Origin of the sequence: Agilicoccus flavus (assembly GCF_014857905.1) — a bacterium.
Classification (GTDB): Bacteria; Actinomycetota; Actinomycetes; order Actinomycetales; family Dermatophilaceae; genus Agilicoccus; species Agilicoccus flavus.
Window position 1 is genome coordinate 40,917 of sequence record NZ_JACYXE010000015.1, and the last position, 22,579, is coordinate 63,495.

Genomic DNA, 22,579 nt, shown 5'->3' on the forward strand with positions numbered 1-22,579 from the left:
GGCGATCCATGATCGCCGAGTCTACGGCCGCCGCCGCGCCGACCCCGTGCCCGCCCACCGGGCGCCCGGCGTGCTCCGGGCCCGCGGCGAGAGCGCGCGGTGGACGATCCGAGGGGATGGTTCGGCCGTCTCCTAGCCTGGGGCGATGCGGGCCGCCCTGTCACCGACGCGAGCGCAGGACTTCATGTCCTGCCCGCTGCTGTTCCGGTTCCGCGCGATCGACCGGCTGCCCGAGCCCTCGAGCGAGGCCGCCGCGCGCGGCACCCTCGTGCACGGCGTGCTCGAGCGCATCTTCGACGCCCCGGCCCCCGACCGGACGCGCGCCACGGCGGAGCGGCTCATGCCCGAGGTCTGGAGCGAGATGGTGACCCGGGCCGACGACCTGGCCGACCTCGTGTCGGCGGCGGACCCGGCGGTGCTGCAGGCGTGGTTCGACGACGCCCTCGCCCTCGTCGACCGGTGGTTCGTGCTCGAGGACCCGACCCGCCTGGAGCCCGCCGACCGGGAGCTGCACGTCGTCACCGACCACGTCGTCGAGCCCGGCGACGGCGTGCGCCTGCACGGCTACGTCGACCGGGTGGACGTGGCCCCCGACGGGCGGATCCGCATCGTCGACTACAAGTCGGGCCGCGCGCCCCGGCCCGGGTTCGAGGCGGCGGCGATGTTCCAGCTCCGCTTCTACGCCCTCGTCCTGTGGCGCATGCGCCGGGTCGTGCCCGCCCGGCTCCAGCTCGTCTACCTCGGCAGCGGCGAGGTCCTCACGTTCGACCCGGACGAGACCGACCTGCGGGCCACGGAGCGCAAGGTCGCGGCCCTGTGGCAGGCGATCGAGGGGTGCGTGCGGGCGGGGGACTGGCGACCGGCTCCGTCGCGCCGCTGCGACTGGTGCCACTTCCGGCCGGTCTGTCCCGCGTGGGGCGGCACTCCCCCACCGTTGCCCGACGGCGCGACGGAGCTCGAACCGGCGTCGCGCCGCACGGGATCGCACGTCGTGCCGCGACCGCCCGACCCGGGGCCAGAGGCGGCGCCCGGCCCCTGACGAGTTTGACCGCCCGGTCAGCTCACCGGGGGAGACGTGACCGGTCGGTCAGGATCGGGGCCCTCGGCGAGGTAGTGGTAGGCGTGGTGGGGCGTGAACCCGGCTGCGTCGTAGAGCGCCAGGGCCGCGGTGTTCGCCCGGAGCGTCTGCAGGTAGGCGAAGCGGGCCCCGGCGGCGCGGGCGCGGCCCAGGAGCAGACCCGTGACCACCCGCCCGAGACCCGCCCGCCGCGCGGAGGGCGCCACCTCGATGCCCCCGATGCCGCACCAGTCGTCGGTGACGACGACGCGCCCGACGGCGGCGACGTCACCGCGGGGGCGGCGCAGGGTGAGGTACCGGGCCGGCACGGCCCGCAGGACCGCGGCGGCCGCGGGGTCGTCGGCGGCGCTCCCGCCGCGGGTCAGCGAGAACCAGGCACTGTCGGGCTCGTCGGCCCACCCGACCTCCAGGCCCGGGGGCACGTCGCCGGGCGTCGCCGACCCGCCGCTGCACCCATCGTCCGACCCGCCGTCGGACCCGTCGTCCTCGGGCAGGGCGAGTCGGCGCAGGTCGGTGACGAGCACGAGGGTCTCGTCGACCGGACGCCACCCCCGCCCGCGCAGGTCGGGGTCGAGGCCGCTCGGGTCGGACCCGTCGAGCTCGAGCGGGACGTGCAGCCGGGCGGTCAGGCCGCGGTCGCGGTAGAACGCCCGCACCGCGTCCAGGGCCTCCTCGAGGGGGACGCCCGGGTCGCCGACCGTGAGGGCCGAGTTCGCCCGGCCCGTCCAGCCGCCGCCGGCGCGCAGGAGCCAGCCACCGAGGCGGGTCTGCTCCACACCGGGCCAGCCTCGGGCGGCGATCCGTTCGATCGCGGCGGGCGACGAGACGGGCCGGACCGCGCGCGGCGGGACGACGCGGGTGGCGGCGATCGCGTCGGCGGGGACGACGACGAGCGGCCCGTCGTCGGGCAGGACCCGCACCGCCGGTGAACCGTGCCGGCCGACCGGGCCGGGGCGCCCCCGGCAGGAGTCGACGTCGAGGCCGACGACGTCGGCGACCGAACCGTCCGGGCGGCGGTGGCGGACCACCAGGCGCGGACGGGGGTGGCGCAGATCCTCGGTGACGTCGACGAGCCGGTCGACGTCGGCGACGGGATCGGTCACGGTGCGGAGGGGGCGGTCGCCGCGAGGAGGTCGCGGGCGCGCAGCCCCTCCAGGGTCTTCCGGTGGAACAGGCCGTCGGCCGGCGGCACGGCGACGACGTGCGGGACGACGATGGTGCGGGCGCCCGCGGCGAGCGCGGACGCCGACCCGGTGCTCGAGTCCTCGATGGCCACGCAGTCGCCGATGTCGACGCCGAGGGCGGCGGCCGCGGTGAGGTAGGGCTCGGGATCGGGCTTGCCCCGCGTCACCTCGTCGCCGGTGACGATGGCGGCGAACACGCCGTCCGGCAGCGTGGCCACGAGCGCGTCGACCATGGGCCGCCACGACATCGTCACGAGGGCGCACGGGACGCCCAGGTCGCCGAGCTCGGCGAGGAGCTCGCGGGCTCCGGGCCGCCACGGGAGGCGCCGGCTCAGCGCGGCGATGACACCGCTCTGCAGCTCATCGACGATCTCCAACGGGGTGAGGGTCACCGGCGTGTGTGCGCGGATGTACTCGGCCGAGACGAGCAGGGGGTTCCCGACCAGCGAGTGGGCGTCCGCCTCGGTCCACGTGCCCCCGAACCGCTCGACGAGCCGGTGCTCCTGCTCGATCCAGTAGGGCTCGGTGTCGACGAGCGTGCCGTCCATGTCCCACAGGACCGCGGCCGGCAGCTCGTGCGGATCGCCACCGGCGGCGGAGGGCGGCGCGCCGCCGACGGCCTCGGTGGACGGGGTGGACGGGGTGGCACTCATGCTGTCGTGCTCCGGCTGGTCACCCCCGCGATGCTAGCGAAGCCCCTCGGACGGGGGTGCACGCCCCGGGCCCGCGCACGGGGTTCGTACGCTGGGGGGATGACTGCACGACACGCGAGCCCGGCGGCGGCACCCCCGCCCCCGCAGCGCCGCCGGCGACGACAGGCCCAGCGGTGATCGAGTTCGACGACCTCCCCGACCTCGTCGACCCGGTCGTCATCGCCGCGTTCGAGGGCTGGAACGACGCCGGGGAGGCGGCCTCCTCCCTCGTCGAGCACCTCGCCCAGCTGTGGGACGCGGTGCCCGTCGCCGCCATCGATCCCGAGGACTACTACGACTTCCAGGTCAACCGGCCGCGCGTGGCGAACGAGGACGGACGCCGGCGCCTGTCGTGGCCGACGACCCGCCTGCTGCACGCCCCGCGGGCGCTGGGCGGCCGCGACGTCATCCTCGTCCAGGGCATCGAGCCGTCGACGCGGTGGCGCAGCTTCGTCGTCGAACTGCTCGAGGCGATCACTGACATCGACGCCGTCCTCGTCGTCGCGCTCGGGGCGCTGCTCGCCGACGTGCCGCACACGCGGCCGTGCCCGGTGTCCGTGTTCTCGGAGGACGCCCGGCTCACGCATCGCCTCGGGCTCGAGGAGCCGACGTACGAGGGCCCGACGGGCATCGTCGGCGTGCTCGCCGACGCGGCCGCGCAGAACGACCTGCCGACCCTGTCCTGCTGGGTCTCGGTCCCCCACTACGCCGGCGGTACGCCGTCGCCCAAGGCGACCCTGGCCCTGCTGTCCCGCCTCGAGGACGTGCTCGAGGCGACCATCGACCGGGGCGAGCTCGAGGAGCTCTCGAAGGCGTGGGAGCGGGGGGTCGACGAGCTCGCGGCGAGCGACGAGGAGGTCAGCGAGTACGTCCAGGCCCTCGAGGAGGCCCAGGACACCGCCGACCACCCGGAGGCGAGCGGCGACGCCATCGCCCGCGAGTTCGAGCGCTACCTGCGCCGACGCGACGACCCCGGCGAGACGGACCGACCGGCGGGCTCCTGACGGCCCACCCCTGACCCGGCGGGAGCGGGCCGGCCGACCGTCACCGGCGGCGGGCCGCCGCACCGGTCGGGGGTCGGGGTCAGGTCGTGGTCAGGGGCGGACGCCCAGCAGAGCGTCGAGGGCGTCGCGGGTCAGGCCCGACCCGGAGGTGCGGGACGCGGCGTCGGAGCCGTCCCCGGCCCCCGGGGCGGCCGCGACCGCGGCGTCGACGGCGGCGAGGGCGCCGGCGGTGTCGAGGTCGTCGGCGAGCCGCTCACGCAGGGCGGCGAGCAGGGCCCGGGCCGCGTCCTCGTCGATCCGGTCGACGCCCTCTCGCCATGCCGCGAGCCGGTTCTCGGCGACGCGCAGGAGATCGTCGGTCCACTCCCACGGGGTGCGGTAGTGCTGCCCGAGGAGGACGAGGCGGATCGCGGCCGGGTCGACGCCGCCGGCCCGCAGCTTCGAGACGAGCACGAGGTTGCCCCGGGACTTGCTCATCTTGTGCCCGTCGAGCCCCACCATCTCCTGGTGGACGTACGCGCGGGCGAACGGACCGCCGTCGAGCGCGTCGGCCTGGACCGCGCTCATCTCGTGGTGCGGGAAGACGAGGTCGATGCCGCCGCCCTGGACGTCGAACGCGGGGCCGAGCTCGCCGGCGGCGATGTAGGTGCACTCGATGTGCCAGCCCGGGCGGCCCGCCGGCAGCCCGTCGACCTCCCAGGAGGGCTCACCGGGGCGCGCCGCCCGCCACAGGAGCGGGTCGAGGGCGTCGCGCTTCCCGGGGCGATCCGGGTCCCCGCCGCGGTCGGCGTAGACCTCGAGCATCTGCTCACGGGTCCAGCCGCTGACGCCGCCGAGGTCCGGCCGCGCCGACACGTCGAGGTAGACGTCGGAGGAGTCCGCCTGCACGGCGTCGTCGTTGGGCACGAGGTAGGCGGCGCCGGAGTCGAGCAGCCGCCGGACGTCGGCGCCGATCCCCGCGATGCGCTCGACGACCCCGACGTAGGCCCGGGGGGCGAGGACGCGCAACGCGCTCATGTCGTCGCGGAAGAGCTGGATCTCGCGGGCGGCGAGCTCGCGCCAGTCGAGGCCGTCGCGCTGCGCCCGCTCGAGGAGCGGGTCGTCGACGTCCGTGACGTTCTGGACGTAGTCCACGTCGACCCCCGCGTCGCGCAGGACGCGGCCGAGGACGTCGAACGTCACGTAGGTGGCCGCGTGCCCGAGGTGCGTCGCGTCGTAGGGCGTGATGCCGCAGACGTAGAGGCGGGCGGTGTCGCCCTCGGGGCGGATCGTGCGGGGACCGCCGGAGGCGCTGTCGTGGACGACCGGGAACCCTCCGCGTCCGGGAAGTGCGGGGACGGGGGGTGACGGCCAGGAATTCACGCCGAAAGCCTAACCGGTGCCCCGGCGGCGCCCCCGTGCGCCCGGCCCGGGTCGTCCGTCGTGGCCGGGAGGTCGGGGAGGTCGGGGAGGTCGGGGAGGACGGGGCGTCAGAGCGCGGGCCAGGGCACGGCGGGCCAGTCGCGGCTGGGCAGGGGGTGGGTGCGGCGACGCAGCAGACGACCGATCCGGTGACGCAGCGCCTCGACCTCGTCGACCCTCAGGAGGGCGTCGAGGGCCTCGACGAGCGAATCGGCCGCCGGAAGACCGGCCCCGGGCTCCCCGCCGGGCGCATCCGCCTCCGACCCGGCGAGCCGGGCCTCGAGGCGCTGGAGGCGTTCCAGGTCGGCGTCGGGGAGCGGCTCCCCGGCCCACCCCCACAGGACGGTCCGGAGCTTGTTCTCGACGTGGAACGTCAGCCCGTGGTCGATGCCCCACAACCGTCCGCCGGCATCGACGAGCACGTGCGATCCCTTGCGGTCGCTGTTGTTGAGGACCGCGTCGAGGACGGACAGCGAGCGCAGCTCTGCGGCGTCGCGGTGCGCGACGACGACCGCTCGCCCGTCGCCGAGCTCGCCGGAGAGCACCGGGAGCCACCCGCTGGGCAGGCGGTCGGGCGCGAAGAGGCGGACGTAGGCGGGGTCGGCGTCGTCGGAGTACAGCGCGTCGAGGTCGTCGTCCTCGATGCCCTCCACGTCGTCGAGGTCGTCGAGGTCGTCCCGGTCGTCGACGTCCCCCTCGCCGTCGTCGAACGCGTCATCGGCGCGGTGATCCTCGCCGGTCGTGGTGGCCTCGGCGTCGTCGTCGGGGTCGACGCCCGGGACGGGCGTGACCCACAGCTGCGCCGAGCCGGGCCCGGCGGGTCCCTGCCGCAACACGGTCGGCGGGACCACCGACCACCCGCCCGCGTCGGCGACCAGCGACGTGGCCACCTCGCGGTAGGCGAGATGGCCGTGGGGAAAGTCCCACAGCGGCCGCTCCCCCGCGACGGGCTTGTAGATGACGTGCGGTGCCCCGCCGCCCTCGGCGGGTGTCGGGCCGGCCGCGTCCGCCGGGTCGTCGACCCGCGCGAGGAAGGCGGCGTTGGAGGCGTCGAGGACCCGGCCGAGCACGTCGAGCGACCCGGCGGCGAGGCGGCGCCGGACGTCGTCGACGGGTCCGGGCCTCAGCGCCGGTAGCCGTTCGCGCGGGGGCACAGGTGGCCCTCGGACTCGAGGGGGCCGGCGCAGAACGGGCACGGGGGTCGGCCCGCCGCGACGACCCTCTCGCTGCGTCGCACGAACTCGCGCGCGGACGGGGCGTCGAGGACGACGCGCAGCACGAGCTGGGTGGGGTCGTCCTCCGGTGCGATCTCGGGGGCGCCCGCCTCGACCTCCTCCAGGACGTCCGCGGAGTCGTACGAGTCGCCGGCGGCGTGGCACTCGAGCACGAGCCGGTCGCGCCGCGGGTCCCAGCTCAGGCCCATGGTCCCGACGCGGAAGTCCTCTTCGACGGGTGTCGCGAGCGGGTCGTTGTCGGCCGCCCCGGGCACGGCCGCGGGAACGAACTCGTCGAGCAGCTCGCCGACGCGCTCGGTGAGGATGTGGACCTGGGCCTTCTCGAGCCCCACCGACACGGTGCGGGCCGAGCCACGGGCCTGGAGGAAGAACTGTCGCTGACCGGGCGGACCCACCGTCCCGGTGACGAACCGCTCGGGCGGGTCGAACTCGATCAAGGCCATGGAATCGACCATAGTCGCCCCGCTCCCGGCGGCCGGCGCGGGCCCGGCGGGTGGGCGCGCGTGTGTCGCGGACCCCCCACGCGGGTAGTCCTGCCTGACGGCGCCGTCGCCGACGGCGCCTGCCCCGACCTGCGAGGAGGACCCGTGCGCATCACCGACACGAGCGACCTGTGGTGGAAGAACGCCGTCATCTACAGCCTGGACGTCGAGACCTACTGCGACAGCAACGGCGACGGCGTCGGCGACCTGCCGGGTCTGGCCCAGCGGATCGACTACCTCGCCGAGCTCGGCGTCACGGTCCTGTGGCTCATGCCGTTCTACCCGAGCCCCGACAAGGACGACGGCTACGACATCACCGACTACTACGACGTCGACCCGCGCCTCGGCACCCTCGGCGACATGGTCGAGGTCATCCGCACGGCCCACGACCGCGGCATCCGCGTCATCGCCGACCTCGTCATCAACCACACCTCGGACGAGCACCCCTGGTTCAAGGAGGCCCGCAAGAGCAAGGAGAATCCGTACCGCGACTGGTACGTGTGGCGCGACACCGAGCCGCCGGACACGTCCGACAAGGTCGTCTTCCCCGACCAGGAGGACAGCATCTGGGAGAAGGACGAGAAGACCGGCGAGTGGTACCTGCACAACTTCTATACGTTCCAACCGGACCTCAACATCGCCAACCCCAAGGTGCAGGACGAGATCTTCAAGATCATCGGCTTCTGGACCCAGATGGGCATCGACGGGTTCCGCGTCGACGCGGTGCCGTTCATCCTCGAGACGACCGGCTATTCGGCGGAGGAGAAGAAGTCGTTCGGCGACCCTCAGCAGTTCCTGCGCGAGGTGACCTCGTTCCTCACGCGGCGCACCGGCGACGCGATCCTCCTCGGCGAGGTCAACGTCCCCTACAAGGACCAGCACACGTTCTTCGGGGGTGACCGCGGCGACGGCCTGACGATGCAGTTCGACTTCATCGGGATGCAGTCGACGTACCTGGCGTTGGCCCGGCAGGACTGCCGCCCGATCGTCACGTCCCTGGCGCAGCGCCGCAAGCTGCCGCTGGCCCGCCAGACGCAGTGGGCGAACTTTCTGCGCAACCACGACGAGCTGACCCTCGACAAGCTCACGGAGAAGGAGCGTCAGGAGGTGTTCGCGGCGTTCGGGCCGGAGGAGGAGATGCAGGTCTACGGGCGCGGCCTCAAGCGGCGCGTCCCGACGATGCTCGACGGCGACCCGCGGCGCATCCGGATGGCCTACAGCCTGCTCTTCACGCTGCCGGGCACGCCGTCGATCTTCTACGGCGAGGAGATCGGGATGGGCGAGGACCTCGCGCAGGAGGGCCGGATGGCCGTGCGGACCCCGATGCAGTGGACGTCGGAGGAGAACGGCGGGTTCTCGCAGGCGCCGGCGAGCAAGCTCATCTCCCCGCTGCCGAGCGGGGGCTACGGGCCCGAGCACGTCAACGTGGCCGACCAGCGCAGCGACCCCGACTCGATGCTCTCGTTCCTGCGGCAGCTCATCTTCCGCTACCGCCAGCACCCCGAGCTCGGTTGGGGCCAGGTCGACATCGTCGAGCAGCCGGACACCTCCGTGCTCGTCCACGAATGCCGCTGGGACGGCAGCTCGGTCATCGCGGCGCACAACTTCGGCCCCGACGGGACCACCGTCAGCTTCCGGCTCGACCAGGCCGAGCCGGGCTCGACGCTCGTCGATGTCTTCGCCGACGAGAAGTGCGAGGTCGGCGAGAAGGGCGACGTCGAGCTCGTCCTCGAGGGGTACGGCTACCGGTGGCTGCGGGTGCAGGGCCCGAACGACCACCGCCTGTACTGAGTCCTCACACTCCCCCGCCGACGGCGGCGTCGCCCGATCCCGCGGGCGCGCCGCCGTCCGGCGTCCCGTCCGCCGGTACGGGAGGCGGCGCGACGAGCCCGGACAGGTCGTGACCCGTGCCGTTGACCGTGAGGACGAACGGTCGGCGCGGCGTGTAGCGCACGGCGGACAGCGACGCGGGCGAGACGGTGATCCGCTGGAACTGGTCCAGGTGGGTGCCGGCGGCGTCGGCGAGGATCGCCTTGATGACGTCGCCGTGGGAGACCGCGACCCACAGGGCGTCGGCCCCGTGCTCGGCCTCGACGAGGGCGTCGGTCTCGCGGATCGCCGCGACCGCGCGGGCGGCCATGTCGGCGATGCCCTCCCCGGGGAAGTCCTCGCCGTCGGGGAACCTGGCGGCGCTGGGCTGGTCCTGCACGACGCGCCACATCGGTTCGGCGGCGAGGTCGGTGAGCGCCCGCCCCGTCCACGCGCCGTACCGGCACTCGCCGAGGCGCTCGTCCTGGGCCACCCGGACGCCGGGCCAGGCCTGCGCGAGGGCGGCTGCGGTCTCGCGGCAGCGCTGCAAGGGGCTCGTCATCACCGCCCGCACCGGCAGGGTGCCCAGCCGGTCGGAGAGGGCCTCGACCTGGGCCCGACCGTGGTCGTCCAGACCCACGCCCGGAGTCCACCCGGCGAGCACCCCGGACGTGTTGGCTGCGGTCCGCCCGTGGCGGACGACGAGGACTGTCGGCACGCACCCACTCTACGAACGGTCCGCGTCGCCGCCCGGACCCGGTGCCTCCGGCAGGGTCAGGGTGGGCCCGAGGAGCCGCGTGCTTGGCGGCGAGGTCACCGGCGTGGTCCCATGAACGACGTGATCGTGGACCAGGCCCTGTACATCGACGGTGTCCGTCGACCCTGCGGCGACGTCGGGGCCGAGCTGACCCACCTGTCGGAGCCGGGGGCGTCGGAGGGCAGCCGGTACCTGTGGATCGGGCTCAAGGACCCGACGGACGCCGAGTTCGCGACGATGCGCGAGCAGCTGCACCTGCACCCGCTCGCGGTCGAGGACGCCGTGGTGGGGCGGCAACGGCCGAAGATCGACTTCTACGAGGAGTCGATCTTCGTCAACCTCAAGACCCTGCGCTACCTCGAGGAGACCTCCGACGTCGAGACCGGGGAGCTGCAGATCTTCATCGGGTCACACTTCGTCCTGACGGTCCGCACCGGCGAGGCCAACCCGCTCGCGGGGATCCGTGCCGGCCTCGAGCACAACCCCGCTCGCGCCGCCCTCGGGCCGCAGGCGGTGCTGCACGCGGTGATCGACCACATCGTCGACACCTACGTGGAGGTCGACCTCGAGCTGGGTCGCGACCTCGAGGAGATCGAGGAACGCGTCTTCGCGGGGTCGACCGACGTGCGGGGCAGCGAGATCTACAAGCTCAAGCGCGAGGTGCTCGAGTTCAAGCGGGCGTCCCTGCCGCTGGTCGTCCCGTTGCGCCGCATCGTCTCCGGGGACCACCGACGCGCCTTCGACAAGCGACTTCGTCCCTTCTTCGCCGACGTCCTCGACCACCTGCTCCAGGTGGCCGACCACGTCGAGTCCTACGACCACCTGCTCTCCGACATCCTCGCCGCGCACCTCTCACAGGTGTCGGTGCGCCAGAACGAGGACATGCGCAAGATCTCGGCGTGGGTGGCCATCGCGGCCGTGCCCACGATGATCGCCGGGGTGTACGGGATGAACTTCGACTGGATGCCCGAGCTGACGTGGCACTACGGCTACTTCTACGCCCTCGGCCTCATGCTCACCGCCTGCGCCGGCCTGTTCGCCCAGTTCAAGCGGGTGGGCTGGTTGTGAGCCGCGATCAGGTCGCGGACATGACCCCGCCGCCGAGCAGCCCGATGAGGACGAGGCCCAGCACGACGCGGTAGTAGATGAAGGGGCGCAGCGAGTTCGTCGCGACGAAGCGCAGCAGCCACGCGATCGAGGCGTAGGCGACGATGAAGGAGACGACGATCCCGACGATCATCGGACCGAACGGGATGATGGCGGGGTCGACGTCCTTGAGCCCGAACAGGCCCGCCGCGGTGAGCGCGGGGATGGCGAGGAAGAACGACAGCTCGGTGGCGGCGACCCGGTTGATGCCGCTGAGCAGGCCGGCGGAGATCGTCGCCCCGGAGCGGGAGACGCCGGGGAACACGGCCGCGAGGCACTGCACGGCGCCGATGACGAGGCCGTCCTTGATGGTGACGTCGTTCTCGGCCCGCTCCGCGCCGGCGGCCACGGTGCGTTCGTAGCGCTTCTCGGCGTACCACATGACGCCGCTCCAGAGGATGAGGGAGAAGGCGACGACCCACAGGGACCGCAGGGGGCCCTCGATGAGGTCGCGCAGCAGGAAGCCGACGATGCCGACGGGCAGGGAGCCGAGGACCACCGCCCACGCGAGGCGATACTCGTCGCCGCGCACGGACTCGTCGCGCAGGCCCGCGAACCACGCCTTGGCCAGCCCGAGGATCTTCGTCCAGAAGAAGAACAGCGTCGCGAGGATGGCGCCGATCTGGATCGTCGCGGTGTACCCGGTGACCGTGGGGTTGTCGATCGGGAGGCCGAGCAGGTGCTCGGCGATCGTCAGGTGGCCGGTCGACGAGACGGGCAGATACTCGGTGAGGCCTTCGACGATGCCGAGGATGACGGCGTCCAGGTAGGACAGTTCCACGGGTGGGGTTCCTCTCTCGGGACGGCGTGCCGGACGGGAAACGGACACACCAGGAGAACGGACACAGAAAAGACGCCACGCACGAGGTGGCGTCTGCTTCTGGGCTCAGTCTAGGTCGGCGACGCTGAACGGAGGCTGAGCGTGCCGGGCGGATCGACGCCGGCGCAGGTCAGCGCCCCTGCGTGCCACCCTCGGCCGGGCAGGTCGTCGAGGCCTCGTCGTCGAAGTCGTCGCCGTCCAGGCCCACGTAGGGCCCGTCCTCGTCGTCCCCGTCGTCGTCGTCGTCCTCGTCGTCGTCGTCGTCCTCGTCGAAGTCGTCGTCCTCGTCGTCGCTGTAGATCTCGAGGGGGGTGACCTCCTCGTAGGCGTCCATGAGCGCGTCCTCGTACCGGTCGAACGCCTCGGCGACGTCCTGGTAGGCGGCGACGACGGTCGGGTCGTTCTCGCCGCGCCGGGACGACGCGGCCTCGAGGTGGCGCTCGAGGGCGGAGACGAAGGTGGCCAGGGCGGCCCGCGGGTCAGCGCTCATGGGTCGAAACTACCCCCTGGCGAGGCGGATCGCCCACCGCGCCACGGGACGCGCGAGAGACAATGGCCGTGATGATCGACTACGAGTACCGCATCCTCACCTTCGGCCGCGACGTGACGCGTTCACAGGCCCGACAGATCCTCGCCGAACAGGCGGAACGCGAGCAATGGGAGATGGTCCGCCTGCGGCTCTACCTCGGCGGGGGGCGCCGGGTATGGCTGCGCCGCAAGATCATCCGCGTGCGCCGGACGGCCTGAACCGGAGAACGGGCCGACCCGGGGAACCCGGGGGAACCCGGTACCGGTTCTCAGCAGTCGCGCACGAGGCGGGACAGCACCCGCGTGCCGAACCGCAGCGACTCCACCGGGACGCGCTCGTCGACGCCGTGGAACATGGGCGCGAACGGCAGGTCCGGCGGGAGCCGCAGCGGGGCGAACCCGTAGCCGGTGACCCCGAGTCGGGCGAGGTGCTTGTTGTCGGTCCCGCCCGACAGGCAGTACGGGAGAAGGCTCGCCTCGGGGTCCTCCGCCCGGATCGCCGCGTGCATCGCATCGACCAGGTCCCCGGAGAACGGGGCCTGCAGGTCGATGCCGTGGTGGTGCACGTCGACGCGGACGTGCTCCCCGACCAGTCCCGCCACGGTGGCCATGAGCTCGTCGAAGTGGCCCGGCAGGAAGCGGCAGTCCACGGTGGCCGTCGCGGTCTGCGGGACGACGTTGTGCTTGTACCCGCCGGACAGGCTCGTCGGGTTGGCCGTGTCGGCGAGGGTCCCCTCGACGAAGCCCCGGGCACCCGGGATGAGCGCCAGGAGGTCGGTGCAGTCGTCGGCGGAGTAGCCGACGCCGGTGAGGTCGCGCAGACCGTCGAGCAGGCCCCGCACCGAGGCGATGTAGCGCCGCGGCCACCGGTGGTCGGCGATCGCCGCCACCGCGCGGGCGAGGTGGACGACGGCGTTGTCCTGCGTCGGGACCGAGCCGTGGCCGGCGGTGCCCGTGGCCGTGAGGGTGAGCCACGCGATGCCCTTCTCGGCCGTCTGCAGGAGGTACGCGCGCCGGTCGGCCCCGTCGGGTCCCGGGACGGTGACGCTGAAGCCACCGACCTCACTGACGGCCTGCGTGACCCCCTCGAACAGATCGGGGCGGTGGTCGACGAGCCAACCGGCCCCGTCGACGCCGCCCGCCTCCTCGTCGGCGAAGAACGCCCACACGATGTCGCGGGGCGGGCGCGTCCCCGTGCGGGCCAGGTCGCGCAGGACCGACAACATCATCGCGTCCATGTCCTTCATGTCCACCGCGCCGCGCCCCCACACGCAGCCGTCCTCCCGCAGCTCACCGCCGAACGGGTCGGCCCGCCAGTCGGCCGCGTTCGCGGGGACGACGTCGAGGTGGCCGTGCAGGCACAGCGCCGGCCGGTCGGGATCCGCTCCGGACGTGCGGAGGACGACGTTGGCCCTCCCCGGCCCCGACTCGGCGTACTCGGGATCCAGCCCCACCTCGGTGAGCTGTTCCATGACGTACTCGGCGGCCGGCCGCTCCCCCGGCCCGGACCCGTCGCCGTAGTTGCTCGTGTCGATGCGGATCAGCTCGGAGCAGATCCGCGCGACCTCGTCCTGCGGGTCGGGCGCGCCGCCGGCCGTCGTCCGAGGACGGTCTCCGGCCGTGGGGGCGGGAGTCGGATCGGGCGTCTGGGGATCGGCCATGTCGCCAGCCTACGAGCGGGCGTGTGCCGAGCGGGCGGCCCCGGGCACGACGAAGGCCCCGAACCCGGTGGGTCGGAGCCTTCGATGATCTCTGACGCCTGCGGACCTCAAGAGGCTGATGTGTGGTGTCCGGAGGGGGACTTGAACCCCCACGCCCGATAAAGGGCACTAGCACCTCAAGCTAGCGCGTCTGCCATTCCGCCACCCGGACAGGGTGATCGCGGGGCCCCGAACCGGTTCCTCGCAACGACATGGAACGGTAGCACGAGGGCGCCGGGGGGACGAAAACGAGCCGTCCACCCCGGGCGGCCTCGGCCGTCAGTACCGCCGGATCGCTCCCGGGTCCCCGTCGGCGGAGCGGACGGCCCGCAGCTTGGCGATCGTCTCGGGGTCGTGCGCCTGCGCCGCCGGGTCCTCGACGAGGGCCGTGAGCACGAGCATGTACCCGGCCCGGGTCAGCCCGAGCGTGCGCTCCGCCTCGGCGAACTTCATGTCGGCGGTCGCCGCGGCGTGGCCGAAGCGTCGTTCGAGGTCGAGCACCCCCTGGTCGCGTCGGGACAGGGCGGGCCGTGACCGGCGGCGGATCTCCATGCAAACCTCCTGGGTCTCGATCGCTCCCATCGACACCGCTGACCGCGAACTGAGCGGTGGGCGGTGTGGGGCCCTGAGCGCCACGGCATCTCGGGTTCGCCTGGGGCGCGGACCCCGTCCCCGCGCCGGGCGCGGCGATAGAGTGGGCGCTCCGCCACGACCACCGCTGAGAGGCACCGCATGAAGCTCGTCGTCACCGGAGGGGCCGGGTACATCGGGTCCGTCGTCACGTCCCAACTGCTCGACGCCGGCCACGACGTCACCGTCGTCGACGACCTGTCGACGGGCCACGAGGATGCGGTCCCACCGGGGGCGACGTTCGTCCGGGCCCGCATCCACGACATCGGCGACCATCTGGACGGCGCCGACGGCGTCCTCCACTTCGCCGCCAAGTCGCTCGTGGGCGAGTCCGTCGAGTCGCCCGAGCTGTACTGGGAGAACAACGTCGTCGGGTCGTTCGCCCTCCTCGAGGCGGTCCGGGCGGCCGGTGTGCCGAGGTTCGTCTTCTCCTCCACCGCGGCCTGTTACGGCGAGCCGGACGTCTCCCCCATCACCGAGGACGTCACGCCGGCCCCCATCAACCCCTACGGTCACAGCAAGTACGCGGTCGACCTCATGCTCACCGGTTACGCCCGCGCGCACGGGCTGGGAGCGACCTCGCTGCGCTACTTCAACGTGGGCGGGGCGCGCGGCCGGTTCGGGGAGCGGCATGCCGTCGAGACGCACCTCATCCCCAACGTGCTCATGGTGCCCGCGGGCAAGCGTGAGCGGATGAACATCTTCGGCGACGACTACGACACCCCGGACGGGACCGCGGTACGCGACTACCTGCACGTCGTCGACCTCGGCCGCGCCCACCTGCTGGCACTGGACACGTCCGAGGCCGGGCGACACCGCGTCTTTAACCTCGGCAGCGGGACGGGGTACTCGGTCCGCGAGGTGCTCGACACGTGCCGTAGCGTGACCGACCACGACATCCCGGCCGACGCGCAGCCGCGCCGGCCCGGTGACCCCACCACCCTCGTCGCCTCGTCCGCCCGCGCCCGCGCGGAACTCGGCTGGAGCCCCGAGTACGGCATCGACGAGATCGTCACGGACGCGTGGGACTTCATGCGGTCCGGGGTCGCGGCGGAGCGGTCGTGACCGGCGGCGCGGCCGAGCTGTTCGAGCGGTCGCACGGTCGCGAGCCCGACGGGGTCTGGGCCGCGCCCGGGCGCGTCAACCTCATCGGGGAACACACCGACTACAACGAGGGCTTCGTCATGCCACTCGCCCTCGATAAGCGGTGCGTCGCCGCCGTCGGGCGCGCCCGTGCCGGGCGGTCGACCGCCACGTCGTCGCAGCGGCCCGACGAACCCGTCCGATTCGTCGCCGCGGAGCTTGAGCCCGGCGCCGTGACCGGCTGGGCGGCCTACGTCGCCGGCGTCGTCTGGAGCCTGCGCGCCGCCGGCCACGACGTGCCCGACGTCGACGTCGTCGTCGACAGCGACGTGCCCCTCGGCGCCAGCCTCTCGTCCTCGGCCGCGCTCGAGTGCTCCGTCGCGCTCGCCCTGTCGGACCTGCACGGGCTGGGACTCGATCGGACCGGGGTCGCCCTGGCGGCCCAGCGCGCGGAGAACGATTTCGTCGGCATGCCCTGCGGTGCCCTCGACCAGCTCGCGTCGATGCACGGGCGGGCCGGGCACGCCGTGTTCATGGACACCCGCAGCCTGTCGATGGAACCGGTCCCCTTCGACGTCACGCGGCACGGCCTGCGGCTGCTCGTCATCGACACCCGCGCCCCGCACGCCCTCGTCGACGGCGAGTACGCCGCTCGGCGACGCGACTGCGAGCGCGCGGCGGCCGTGCTGGGGGTCGACGCGCTGCGCGATGTCGGGCCGGGCGACCTCGATGCGGCGCTGCAGCGCCTCGACGAGGACGTCCTGCGGCGCCGGGTGCGTCACGTCGTCACCGAGGACGCCCGGGTTCTCGAGCTCGCGGCCGCCATGCGCACGGGCGATGATCCCCGCGACGTCGGGCCTCTGCTCACCGCGTCGCACGTGTCCCTGCGCGACGACTACGAGGTGACCGTGCCGCACCTCGACGTGGCCGTCGACGCGGCCCTCGCCGCCGGTGCTCATGGGGCCCGGATGACCGGCGGTGGATTCGGAGGGTCGATCATCGCCCTCGTGGACGCAGACGCGGCTGAGCGAATCGTCGAGGCGGTCGAGGCCGCCTACACGCAGCGGGGTTTCATCCCACCGGTCGCCTTCGACGCGACGCCCGCCGACGGCGCGAGTCGCCTGGTGTGATCCGGCGCCCGGACCTGGCGTCGCGCGCCGCTATACGGGACGAGCCCCGGACCGATCGGTCCGGGGCTCGTTCGCGTGTGCGTGGCGGGATCGCTCAGCGGCGGTCGTCGCGGTCGCGCACGCCGTCCTGCTCGATCTCGACCTCTTCCTTGCGAACCTCGGCCGAGACCTGCTCCTTCTCGGTGACCGTCTCGCGGTCGAGGCTGATGCGCTCCTTGGCGACGGTCTCCTTCTCGACGACGGGGCGCTCGGCGTGCGTCGTCACCGAGACCTCTTCCTCACCGTCACCGATGCGGCCGACGTTCTCGCCCTCGCGGACGGGCTCGCGGACGACATGCACCTCTTCGCGCTCGACCGGCACGGTGACGTTCTGCTGCTCCGTCACGACGTGCTTGCGGAGACGGGTGCGACCGGTCTCGACGCGCTCCTTGCCCACGTTGAGCTGCTCCTCGCGGCGCACCATCGAGTCGGCCCCGGCGTCGGCCCCGGCGTCGGCCCCGTGGTCGGCGCCGTGGTCGGGGTCGGCCGCACGGTCGCGGTCGACGTTCTGGTGGGGACGGTCCGCGCCCAGGTCGGCACCGTGGTCGGCGCCGTGGTCCGGGTCGGCGGAGCGGTCGCGGTCGACGTTCTGGTGGGGACGGTCCGCGCCCACGTCGGCCCCGCGGTCGGCGCCGTGGTCCGGGTCGGCCGCACGGTCACGGTCCGTGCCGACACCGCCGACACCGGCCGCACCGGCCTGGCCGACGTTGTAGTAGCGGTAGAGCTCGTCCTCTTCCTGCTCCGAGATGTGGTGCTCGGCGTCGACGTTCGGGGCGTCCTTGATGAAGTCCTTCGTGTAGGGCACCCGAATCTCGGAGGCGTCCATCGTGGCCTCCGCGAGCGGGACGAACGTCTCCTTCGTGCCGAACAGACCCGTCTTGGCCGTGGCCCAGGTGGGGCGGTCGTTCTGGTCGTCCAGGTAGATCTGCCCGACGCCACCGACCTTGTCGCCGTTCTGGTCGACGATCGTGGCGTCGTACAGGCGGCGGAGGTCGTCCTGCGTCATGTCGTTTCCGAACATCAGTGTCTCCTTGGTGGTTGACGTGCCGGGCGCCGGAGCGACACCCGAGCCGATGCTTCGAGCGCGTCCCCGGCGGACCGGGGACCTGCTGCCCCGGCCTCGTGAGGCCGGGCGGCGATGTGTGGTGACCTACCCAAGGCCTCGACGGGCCAAACAGGGCGGGTCGTCATCGCGTCGGGGGCCCTGTACCCACTGCCCTCCTGGGCATTCGTCCAGGAGCCCGGATTTCCGGACATCGTCGATGCTCCGCCGGTGGCGCGCTCGTGCACCCGCCCTTCCGGCCCACCCGCGCTCTGCGCCCCGGGTAGCGGCCCTCACGGACGCCGGTGGACGAGGAGCGGCAGCACCCGGCCGGCACCGGCGTCGCGCAGGGCTGCCCCGCCGACGGTGATCGGCCACCCCGACGACGTGGCGTCGGCGACGAGCAGGACGTCGCGCCCGGCGACGAGCGCCGCGAGGTCGGGCGGGACCGTGAGGCGCTCTCGCCACGCGGCCGCCTCGGCCGCGCCGCCCGACTCCCGCGAGATCTCGGGTGGGCGGCCGACCGGCCACCGGCCGCGCTCGAGGCGCCCGACCCCGGCGAGGTGGTCGGTCACGCCGTCGAGCATCGTCGGCAGGCCGCCGCAGGCGAGGTCGACGACGACCGACGGCCGGGCCGACCACTCGCCCTTCCAGCGGACGAGCACGTCGACGGCCCCGTCGAGCAGGTCGGGCGGCGGCGCGCCGTCGCGGTCGAGGCAGACCCGCGCGACCTCGGCCCACTCGGGGGCGTCGGCGTGGACGACGACCCGCCCTGGCTCCACGGCGAGGCCCGCCGGGATGCGTCCGCGGGCGCCGAATTCGCCTCCGGGCCACATCTTGCGCGGGTCGAGCACGCGGGTCGTCGAGCGCAGCGTGGCCCCGACCGCTCGGGCGGTCTCGCCGCGGGGGGCGGCCGCCACGTCGTCGGGCAGACCGTCCAGACACACGGAGCACCGGCCGCAGTCCCGCGCGTCGGGGTCGTCGAGGGCCTCTTGCAGCAGACGCATGAGGCAGCGGCGGCCCGCGACGTACTCGCGCATGAGGTCGGCCTCGCGGCGGCGGGTCGCGACGATGCCCTCGTAGTGCGCGGCGTCGTACTCCCAGGGCGTCCCGGTGCTCACCCACCCGTCGGCCACCCGGTCGACGGCCCCGTCGACGGCGAGCTGCTTGAGCAGCAGCTCCACCCGGCCGCGGCGGATGCCGGTGGACGCCTCGAGCGCCGGGACGGAGGCGGGCGCGGCGTCCGGACCCGCCGGGCCGAGCGCAGCCAGCAGCCGCTGTACCTGGGCCGGGTCGGGCAGCGTGGCCGTCGCGAAGTACTCCCAGACCCCGTCGTCGGCGCGGGAGCCCAACAGGGCGACGAGGGCGTGGTCGATGGCGCGGCCGGCGCGGCCCACCTGTTGGTAGTAGGAGACGGGCGAGGGTGGGGCTCCGACGTGCACGACGAAGCCGAGGTCCGGCTTGTCGTAGCCCATGCCGAGCGCCGAGGTGGCGACGAGGGCCTTGAGCCGGTTGTCGCGCAGGGCGTCCTCGAGGTCGCGGCGTTCCTCGATGGGGATGCGACCGGTGTAGGCGGCCACCGGGACCGACGGCCCGTGGACCGCCCGGATCGCGTCGACGAGCCGGTGGGCGTCGTCGACCGTGAGGGCGTAGACGATCCCCGACCCGGGGAGGGTGGGCAGGTGGTCGACGACCCAGGCGAACCGCTCGAGCGGGCGCAGGCCGTCGATGCTGAGCAGTTGGAGGCTCGAGCGGGCCAACGGCCCGCGCAGGACGAGCGTGGCGTCGCCGAGCTGGGCGGCGACGTCGGCGGTCACCCTCGCGTTGGCCGTCGCCGTCGTGGCCAGGACGGGAGCCGCGGGATCGAGGCGACGCAGGACGTCCGACACGCGCCGGTAGTCGGGCCGGAAGTCGTGGCCCCAGTCGGAGACGGCGTGGGCCTCGTCGATGACGAGCAGCCCGATGCCGTCGGCGAGAGCGTCGAGTACCCGGCGGCCGAACCCGGGATGGGCGAGCCGCTCGGGCGAGACGAGCAGGACGTCGACCTCCCCCGCCCGCAGGGCGTCCTCGATCGCCGTCCACTCGTCGTGGTTGCCCGAGTTGAGGGTGGCCGCCCGCAGCCCTGCCTTCTGCGCCGCCGCCACCTGGTCGCGCATGAGCGCGATGAGGGGCGAGACGACGAGCGTGGGTCCGGCGCCCTCGCTGCGGCGGATGGCCGTGGCGGCCCAGTACACCGCGGACTTGCCCCACCCCGTCGCCTGCACGACGAGGACGCGCGCCCCCGGCTGCGTCAGCGCGGCCACCGCGCGTTCCTGGTCGGGGCGCAGGGCCGCCCCGGGGCCGGCGAGGGCGGTGATGACGCGGTCGGCGACGTCGCGGTGCTCGTCGCGCAGCGTGCTGGGGCGGGAGTCCGGGTCCATGCTCGGCAACCTAGGCCACCCCACCGACAGGGTCGTGACCCATCCACCCGGCCTACCCCGGCGTTCGGCTCGCCCCTCGACGGGAGGGGTCGACGGCAGACCGTCTCGGGCGGCCGGAACGGCGGGTGGGCTCAGAACGGTGGGTGGGCGCGGCGGTGGTTCTCGGATGCCAGGCGGGAGGCGGTGTGGGCGGTGCGTTCAGCGGCGAGGGCGGCCTGGAGGACGGTGATCTCGTCGCGTAGCCGGGCCTCGCGGCCGCGAAGCCAGGCGTCGAGCGGGTCCGGGATCGCGTCGGGTGCGTCGTGCTGCACCTGTGGCGCGGGGTCGGGGGTCGCCTGGGAGTCGGGGTCGACGGGGGCGTCGACGCCGATGTCGGTGTAGTCGTACGGGTAGGTCGTGTACGTCTGTCCGTCGGGGAGGTGCCATGCGACGGTGCCGTCGGGGGTGAGGGTGGCGGCCCAGTGGTGGCGGGTCTTCTTGGAGTGGTGCCGTCGGCAAAGGCTTTGGAGGTTGTTCGCGCAGGTGGGTCCGCCGTGTCGGCGTTCGTTCACGTGGTCGAGGTCGGTGGTGTGGGCGGGTCGGTCGCAGCCGGGGGCGCGGCAGCGGCCGTCGCGGGCGCGGGCGACGCGGGTCATGTCGGCGGGCGCCCGGTAGGTGTTGACGACGGCGTTCATCGCGTAGCCGGTGGCGGGGTCGGTGACGATGCGCCGCCACCGGGAGTCGCGGCCGTGGGCGAGGGCGCGGATGGTTTCGGCGGCGACGGGGATGCCTTCGACGAGGCCGGGTTCGTCGTTCGCGCCGAGCAGGGCGGCGGCGGAGATGACGACGTCGACGACGGCGACCGGCCAGCCGGCGGCCGGGTGGTCGGGGTGGTCGGTGCTGGTGGGGGCGTCGGGGGTGGGTCGGCCGAACAGGAGCAGGTCGAGGGCGATGTCGGAGCGCAGTTGGTCGAGGGTGCGCCGGTCGCCGCCACCGCGCAGGGCGCGGGCGATGGCGTCGATGCGGCGGTAGGCGCCGGCGCAGCGGGCGTCGCCGCCGCGGATGCCGAGGGAGGCGGCGCCGTCGTCCTCGGTGCGGATCCACACGGCCCGCCGGGCCGCGGCGGCCGAGCGTCGGGTGCGGCTGCTCGCATGCCGGATCGTCTGCCGGCGCAGGCAGGCGCGGAACTCCCGCTGCCCCGCCGGGGCGCCGGTCCGACTCCGGCGACGGGCCGCGTACGCGGCGACCGCGGCAGCGATGGCGGCCCGCACCTCGGTCGGCACCTCCAGGGCGTCGACCTCTTCCACGACCGTGCACGCCTGCTCGAAGGTGACTTCCCCGGCGGCCACCGAGGCGGTCAGCGGCTCGGCCACCGTCGGTGCCGCTTGGGCCAGGCCGGCTCGGCCCAGCCACGGCCCCCGCCGACCCCCGCACGACGCGACCGCGGAATCCACGACCGCGGACCTCGCCTGCGCCTCGACCTCCCGCCGCCGTGCCGGCCCCGCCTCGGGCTCGCCCGCGAGGTCCGTCGCGGTCTGCGCCGCGATGAGCCGGCCCAGGACCTCCGCGCGGCGCAACTCGATCCGCGCCGAGGTCGCGTCCAGCTCGCGCAGTTCGGCGTACCACCCGTCGGCGTCCCCGCGAGGACCGCAGCCGCCCCGCTCGTCGGAGTCCGATCGGGGCTCGACCGTGGGACCCGGGCCGTCCGGCTCGCCGCGCTTGTCGGAGTCCGATCGGGGCTCGACCGTGGGACCGGCGCCGCCCGACTCGCTGCGCTCGTCGCAGTCCTGCCGAGACTCGGCCGGACCGGCGGTGGCCCCACCGGGCGCGGGCCGCTCTTCGCGGCCGAGGAGGGCGCGCAGCCGGTCGACGTCCACCCCCAACACATCCGTGCCGGGGATCACCGCCTCGGGCGTCGTCGGGGTGGCCGACGTGATCAGGCACGCGAGAAGGGTGGTACGTAATTGCACTTCGAGCGCACTCGTGGAGGGCTCGAAGAACGTCGCTGTCTGTGTTGGCGTCGACAAGGTGGCCCCCATTCTTTGCGGCTCGATAACTGGCTCCAGTTTATCGGATGATGAGCCGTCATGGGATGGAACGAGCCGAATAGTTGGCGCCCCGACACCCACCGCTATCGAACGTTCAGCCCGCGCCGCAATCCGCCGATACCGGTGTTGGAAGGCGCTGAGGAGATTACCGGCTGGGACTGCTGCACGAACGGGTGACATCTGATCTGTGGTGCTGAGAGGTGCCGCTGGAAGGATGTAGACCGTGCCGAAGCCCTACCCCCGAGAGTTCGGCGACGACGTCGTGCGTGTCGCGAGGAACCGTGAACCGGGTGCCCACCTGAAGCAGGTCGCTGCCGATTTCGGCATCAGCGAGTCGTGCCTGACGAACTGGATGAAGACCGCTGACGTCGA

General features: G+C 73.5%; 20 protein-coding genes and 1 tRNA gene. 7 read left to right on the plus strand and 14 right to left on the minus strand.

The window, feature by feature from the left end; translation table 11 throughout:
- Positions 1-145 precede the first annotated feature (145 nt).
- A complete protein-coding gene (locus tag ICW24_RS17565; RefSeq protein WP_226347029.1) occupies positions 146-1,039 on the plus strand; it encodes a RecB family exonuclease in 894 nt (297 codons plus the stop codon).
- Between the two features lie 17 nt (positions 1,040-1,056).
- On the opposite strand, the gene ICW24_RS19810 is transcribed toward ICW24_RS17565, so the two are convergent.
- Together ICW24_RS19810 and ICW24_RS17575 are read right to left on the minus strand one after the other, a co-directional pair.
- Positions 1,057-2,181 (minus strand): GNAT family N-acetyltransferase, encoded by a 1,125-nt coding sequence (locus tag ICW24_RS19810; protein ID WP_226347030.1) that lies wholly within the window; start codon positions 2,179-2,181, stop codon positions 1,057-1,059.
- Positions 2,178-2,915: an HAD family hydrolase gene (locus tag ICW24_RS17575; protein ID WP_264176757.1), complete on the minus strand. Its 738-nt coding sequence runs from the start codon at positions 2,913-2,915 to the stop codon at positions 2,178-2,180. The genes ICW24_RS19810 and ICW24_RS17575 overlap by 4 nt, the downstream gene beginning before the upstream one ends.
- A gap of 173 nt (positions 2,916-3,088) precedes the next feature.
- On the opposite strand from ICW24_RS17575, the gene ICW24_RS17580 reads away from it, so the two are divergent.
- Positions 3,089-3,958, plus strand: a complete 870-nt coding sequence (locus tag ICW24_RS17580) for a PAC2 family protein (protein WP_226347031.1) — start codon at positions 3,089-3,091, stop codon at positions 3,956-3,958.
- Between the two features lie 90 nt (positions 3,959-4,048).
- Here ICW24_RS17580 and mshC read toward each other — a convergent pair whose 3' ends face one another.
- The 3 genes from mshC to ICW24_RS17595 form a co-directional block, all read right to left on the minus strand.
- Positions 4,049-5,320, minus strand: coding sequence for a cysteine--1-D-myo-inosityl 2-amino-2-deoxy-alpha-D-glucopyranoside ligase (gene mshC / locus ICW24_RS17585; protein ID WP_226347032.1), 1,272 nt, complete (start codon positions 5,318-5,320; stop codon positions 4,049-4,051).
- Positions 5,321-5,427: 107 nt separating this feature from the next.
- The gene (locus ICW24_RS17590; protein WP_226347033.1) at positions 5,428-6,513 is read right to left on the minus strand and encodes an SCO1664 family protein; all 1,086 of its coding nucleotides are present in this window, start codon (positions 6,511-6,513) and stop codon (positions 5,428-5,430) included.
- A complete protein-coding gene (locus ICW24_RS17595; RefSeq protein ID WP_226347034.1) occupies positions 6,483-7,037 on the minus strand; it encodes a DUF3090 domain-containing protein in 555 nt (184 codons plus the stop codon). The genes ICW24_RS17590 and ICW24_RS17595 overlap by 31 nt, the downstream gene beginning before the upstream one ends.
- A gap of 144 nt (positions 7,038-7,181) precedes the next feature.
- Here ICW24_RS17595 and ICW24_RS17600 point away from each other — a divergent pair, with 144 nt between their 5' ends.
- The gene (locus ICW24_RS17600) at positions 7,182-8,867 is read left to right on the plus strand and encodes an alpha-amylase family protein (protein WP_226347035.1); all 1,686 of its coding nucleotides are present in this window, start codon (positions 7,182-7,184) and stop codon (positions 8,865-8,867) included.
- A gap of 4 nt (positions 8,868-8,871) precedes the next feature.
- On the opposite strand, the gene ICW24_RS17605 is transcribed toward ICW24_RS17600, so the two are convergent.
- Positions 8,872-9,603 carry an MSMEG_4193 family putative phosphomutase gene (locus ICW24_RS17605; RefSeq protein ID WP_226347036.1) on the minus strand — a complete coding sequence of 244 codons (732 nt, stop codon included), beginning with the start codon at positions 9,601-9,603 and terminating at the stop codon, positions 8,872-8,874.
- 120 nt (positions 9,604-9,723) lie between these two features.
- Between ICW24_RS17605 and corA the strand changes: the two genes are divergently transcribed.
- Positions 9,724-10,710 (plus strand): magnesium/cobalt transporter CorA, encoded by a 987-nt coding sequence (gene corA, locus ICW24_RS17610; RefSeq protein WP_226347048.1) that lies wholly within the window; start codon positions 9,724-9,726, stop codon positions 10,708-10,710.
- Positions 10,711-10,717: 7 nt separating this feature from the next.
- On the opposite strand, the gene ICW24_RS17615 is transcribed toward corA, so the two are convergent.
- Both ICW24_RS17615 and ICW24_RS17620 read right to left on the minus strand, forming a co-directional pair.
- Entirely contained in the window at positions 10,718-11,569 is an 852-nt protein-coding gene (locus ICW24_RS17615; RefSeq protein ID WP_226347037.1) for an undecaprenyl-diphosphate phosphatase, read from the minus strand.
- A 169-nt stretch (positions 11,570-11,738) separates the two neighbouring features.
- Entirely contained in the window at positions 11,739-12,098 is a 360-nt protein-coding gene (locus ICW24_RS17620; RefSeq protein ID WP_226347038.1) for a primosomal protein, read from the minus strand.
- 71 nt (positions 12,099-12,169) lie between these two features.
- Between ICW24_RS17620 and ICW24_RS17625 the strand changes: the two genes are divergently transcribed.
- Complete coding sequence (locus tag ICW24_RS17625) at positions 12,170-12,355, plus strand: DUF5703 family protein (protein WP_226347039.1); 186 nt, start codon at positions 12,170-12,172, stop codon at positions 12,353-12,355.
- A gap of 50 nt (positions 12,356-12,405) precedes the next feature.
- Here the strand turns inward: ICW24_RS17625 and ICW24_RS17630 are convergent, their stop codons facing one another.
- The 3 genes from ICW24_RS17630 to ICW24_RS17640 all read right to left on the minus strand — a co-directional run bounded on the left by ICW24_RS17630 (position 12,406) and on the right by ICW24_RS17640 (position 14,388).
- Positions 12,406-13,797, minus strand: coding sequence for a M20/M25/M40 family metallo-hydrolase (locus tag ICW24_RS17630; protein WP_226347040.1), 1,392 nt, complete (start codon positions 13,795-13,797; stop codon positions 12,406-12,408).
- A gap of 123 nt (positions 13,798-13,920) precedes the next feature.
- A tRNA-Leu gene (locus ICW24_RS17635) sits at positions 13,921-14,008 on the minus strand.
- 107 nt (positions 14,009-14,115) lie between these two features.
- Complete coding sequence (locus tag ICW24_RS17640; RefSeq protein WP_226347041.1) at positions 14,116-14,388, minus strand: DUF3263 domain-containing protein; 273 nt, start codon at positions 14,386-14,388, stop codon at positions 14,116-14,118.
- A 180-nt stretch (positions 14,389-14,568) separates the two neighbouring features.
- Here ICW24_RS17640 and galE point away from each other — a divergent pair, with 180 nt between their 5' ends.
- Complete coding sequence (gene galE, locus ICW24_RS17645; RefSeq protein WP_226347042.1) at positions 14,569-15,531, plus strand: UDP-glucose 4-epimerase GalE; 963 nt, start codon at positions 14,569-14,571, stop codon at positions 15,529-15,531.
- A complete protein-coding gene (gene galK, locus ICW24_RS17650) occupies positions 15,528-16,679 on the plus strand; it encodes a galactokinase (protein WP_226347043.1) in 1,152 nt (383 codons plus the stop codon). The genes galE and galK overlap by 4 nt, the downstream gene beginning before the upstream one ends.
- A 94-nt stretch (positions 16,680-16,773) precedes the next feature.
- On the opposite strand, the gene ICW24_RS17655 is transcribed toward galK, so the two are convergent.
- From ICW24_RS17655 to ICW24_RS19455, 3 genes are all read right to left on the minus strand, one after another.
- Positions 16,774-17,739: a PRC and DUF2382 domain-containing protein gene (locus tag ICW24_RS17655; RefSeq protein WP_226347044.1), complete on the minus strand. Its 966-nt coding sequence runs from the start codon at positions 17,737-17,739 to the stop codon at positions 16,774-16,776.
- Between the two features lie 314 nt (positions 17,740-18,053).
- Complete coding sequence (locus ICW24_RS17660) at positions 18,054-20,180, minus strand: RecQ family ATP-dependent DNA helicase (protein WP_226347045.1); 2,127 nt, start codon at positions 20,178-20,180, stop codon at positions 18,054-18,056.
- 131 nt (positions 20,181-20,311) lie between these two features.
- Entirely contained in the window at positions 20,312-22,036 is a 1,725-nt protein-coding gene (locus tag ICW24_RS19455; RefSeq protein ID WP_264176759.1) for an HNH endonuclease signature motif containing protein, read from the minus strand.
- Between the last annotated feature and the right edge of the window lie 543 nt (positions 22,037-22,579).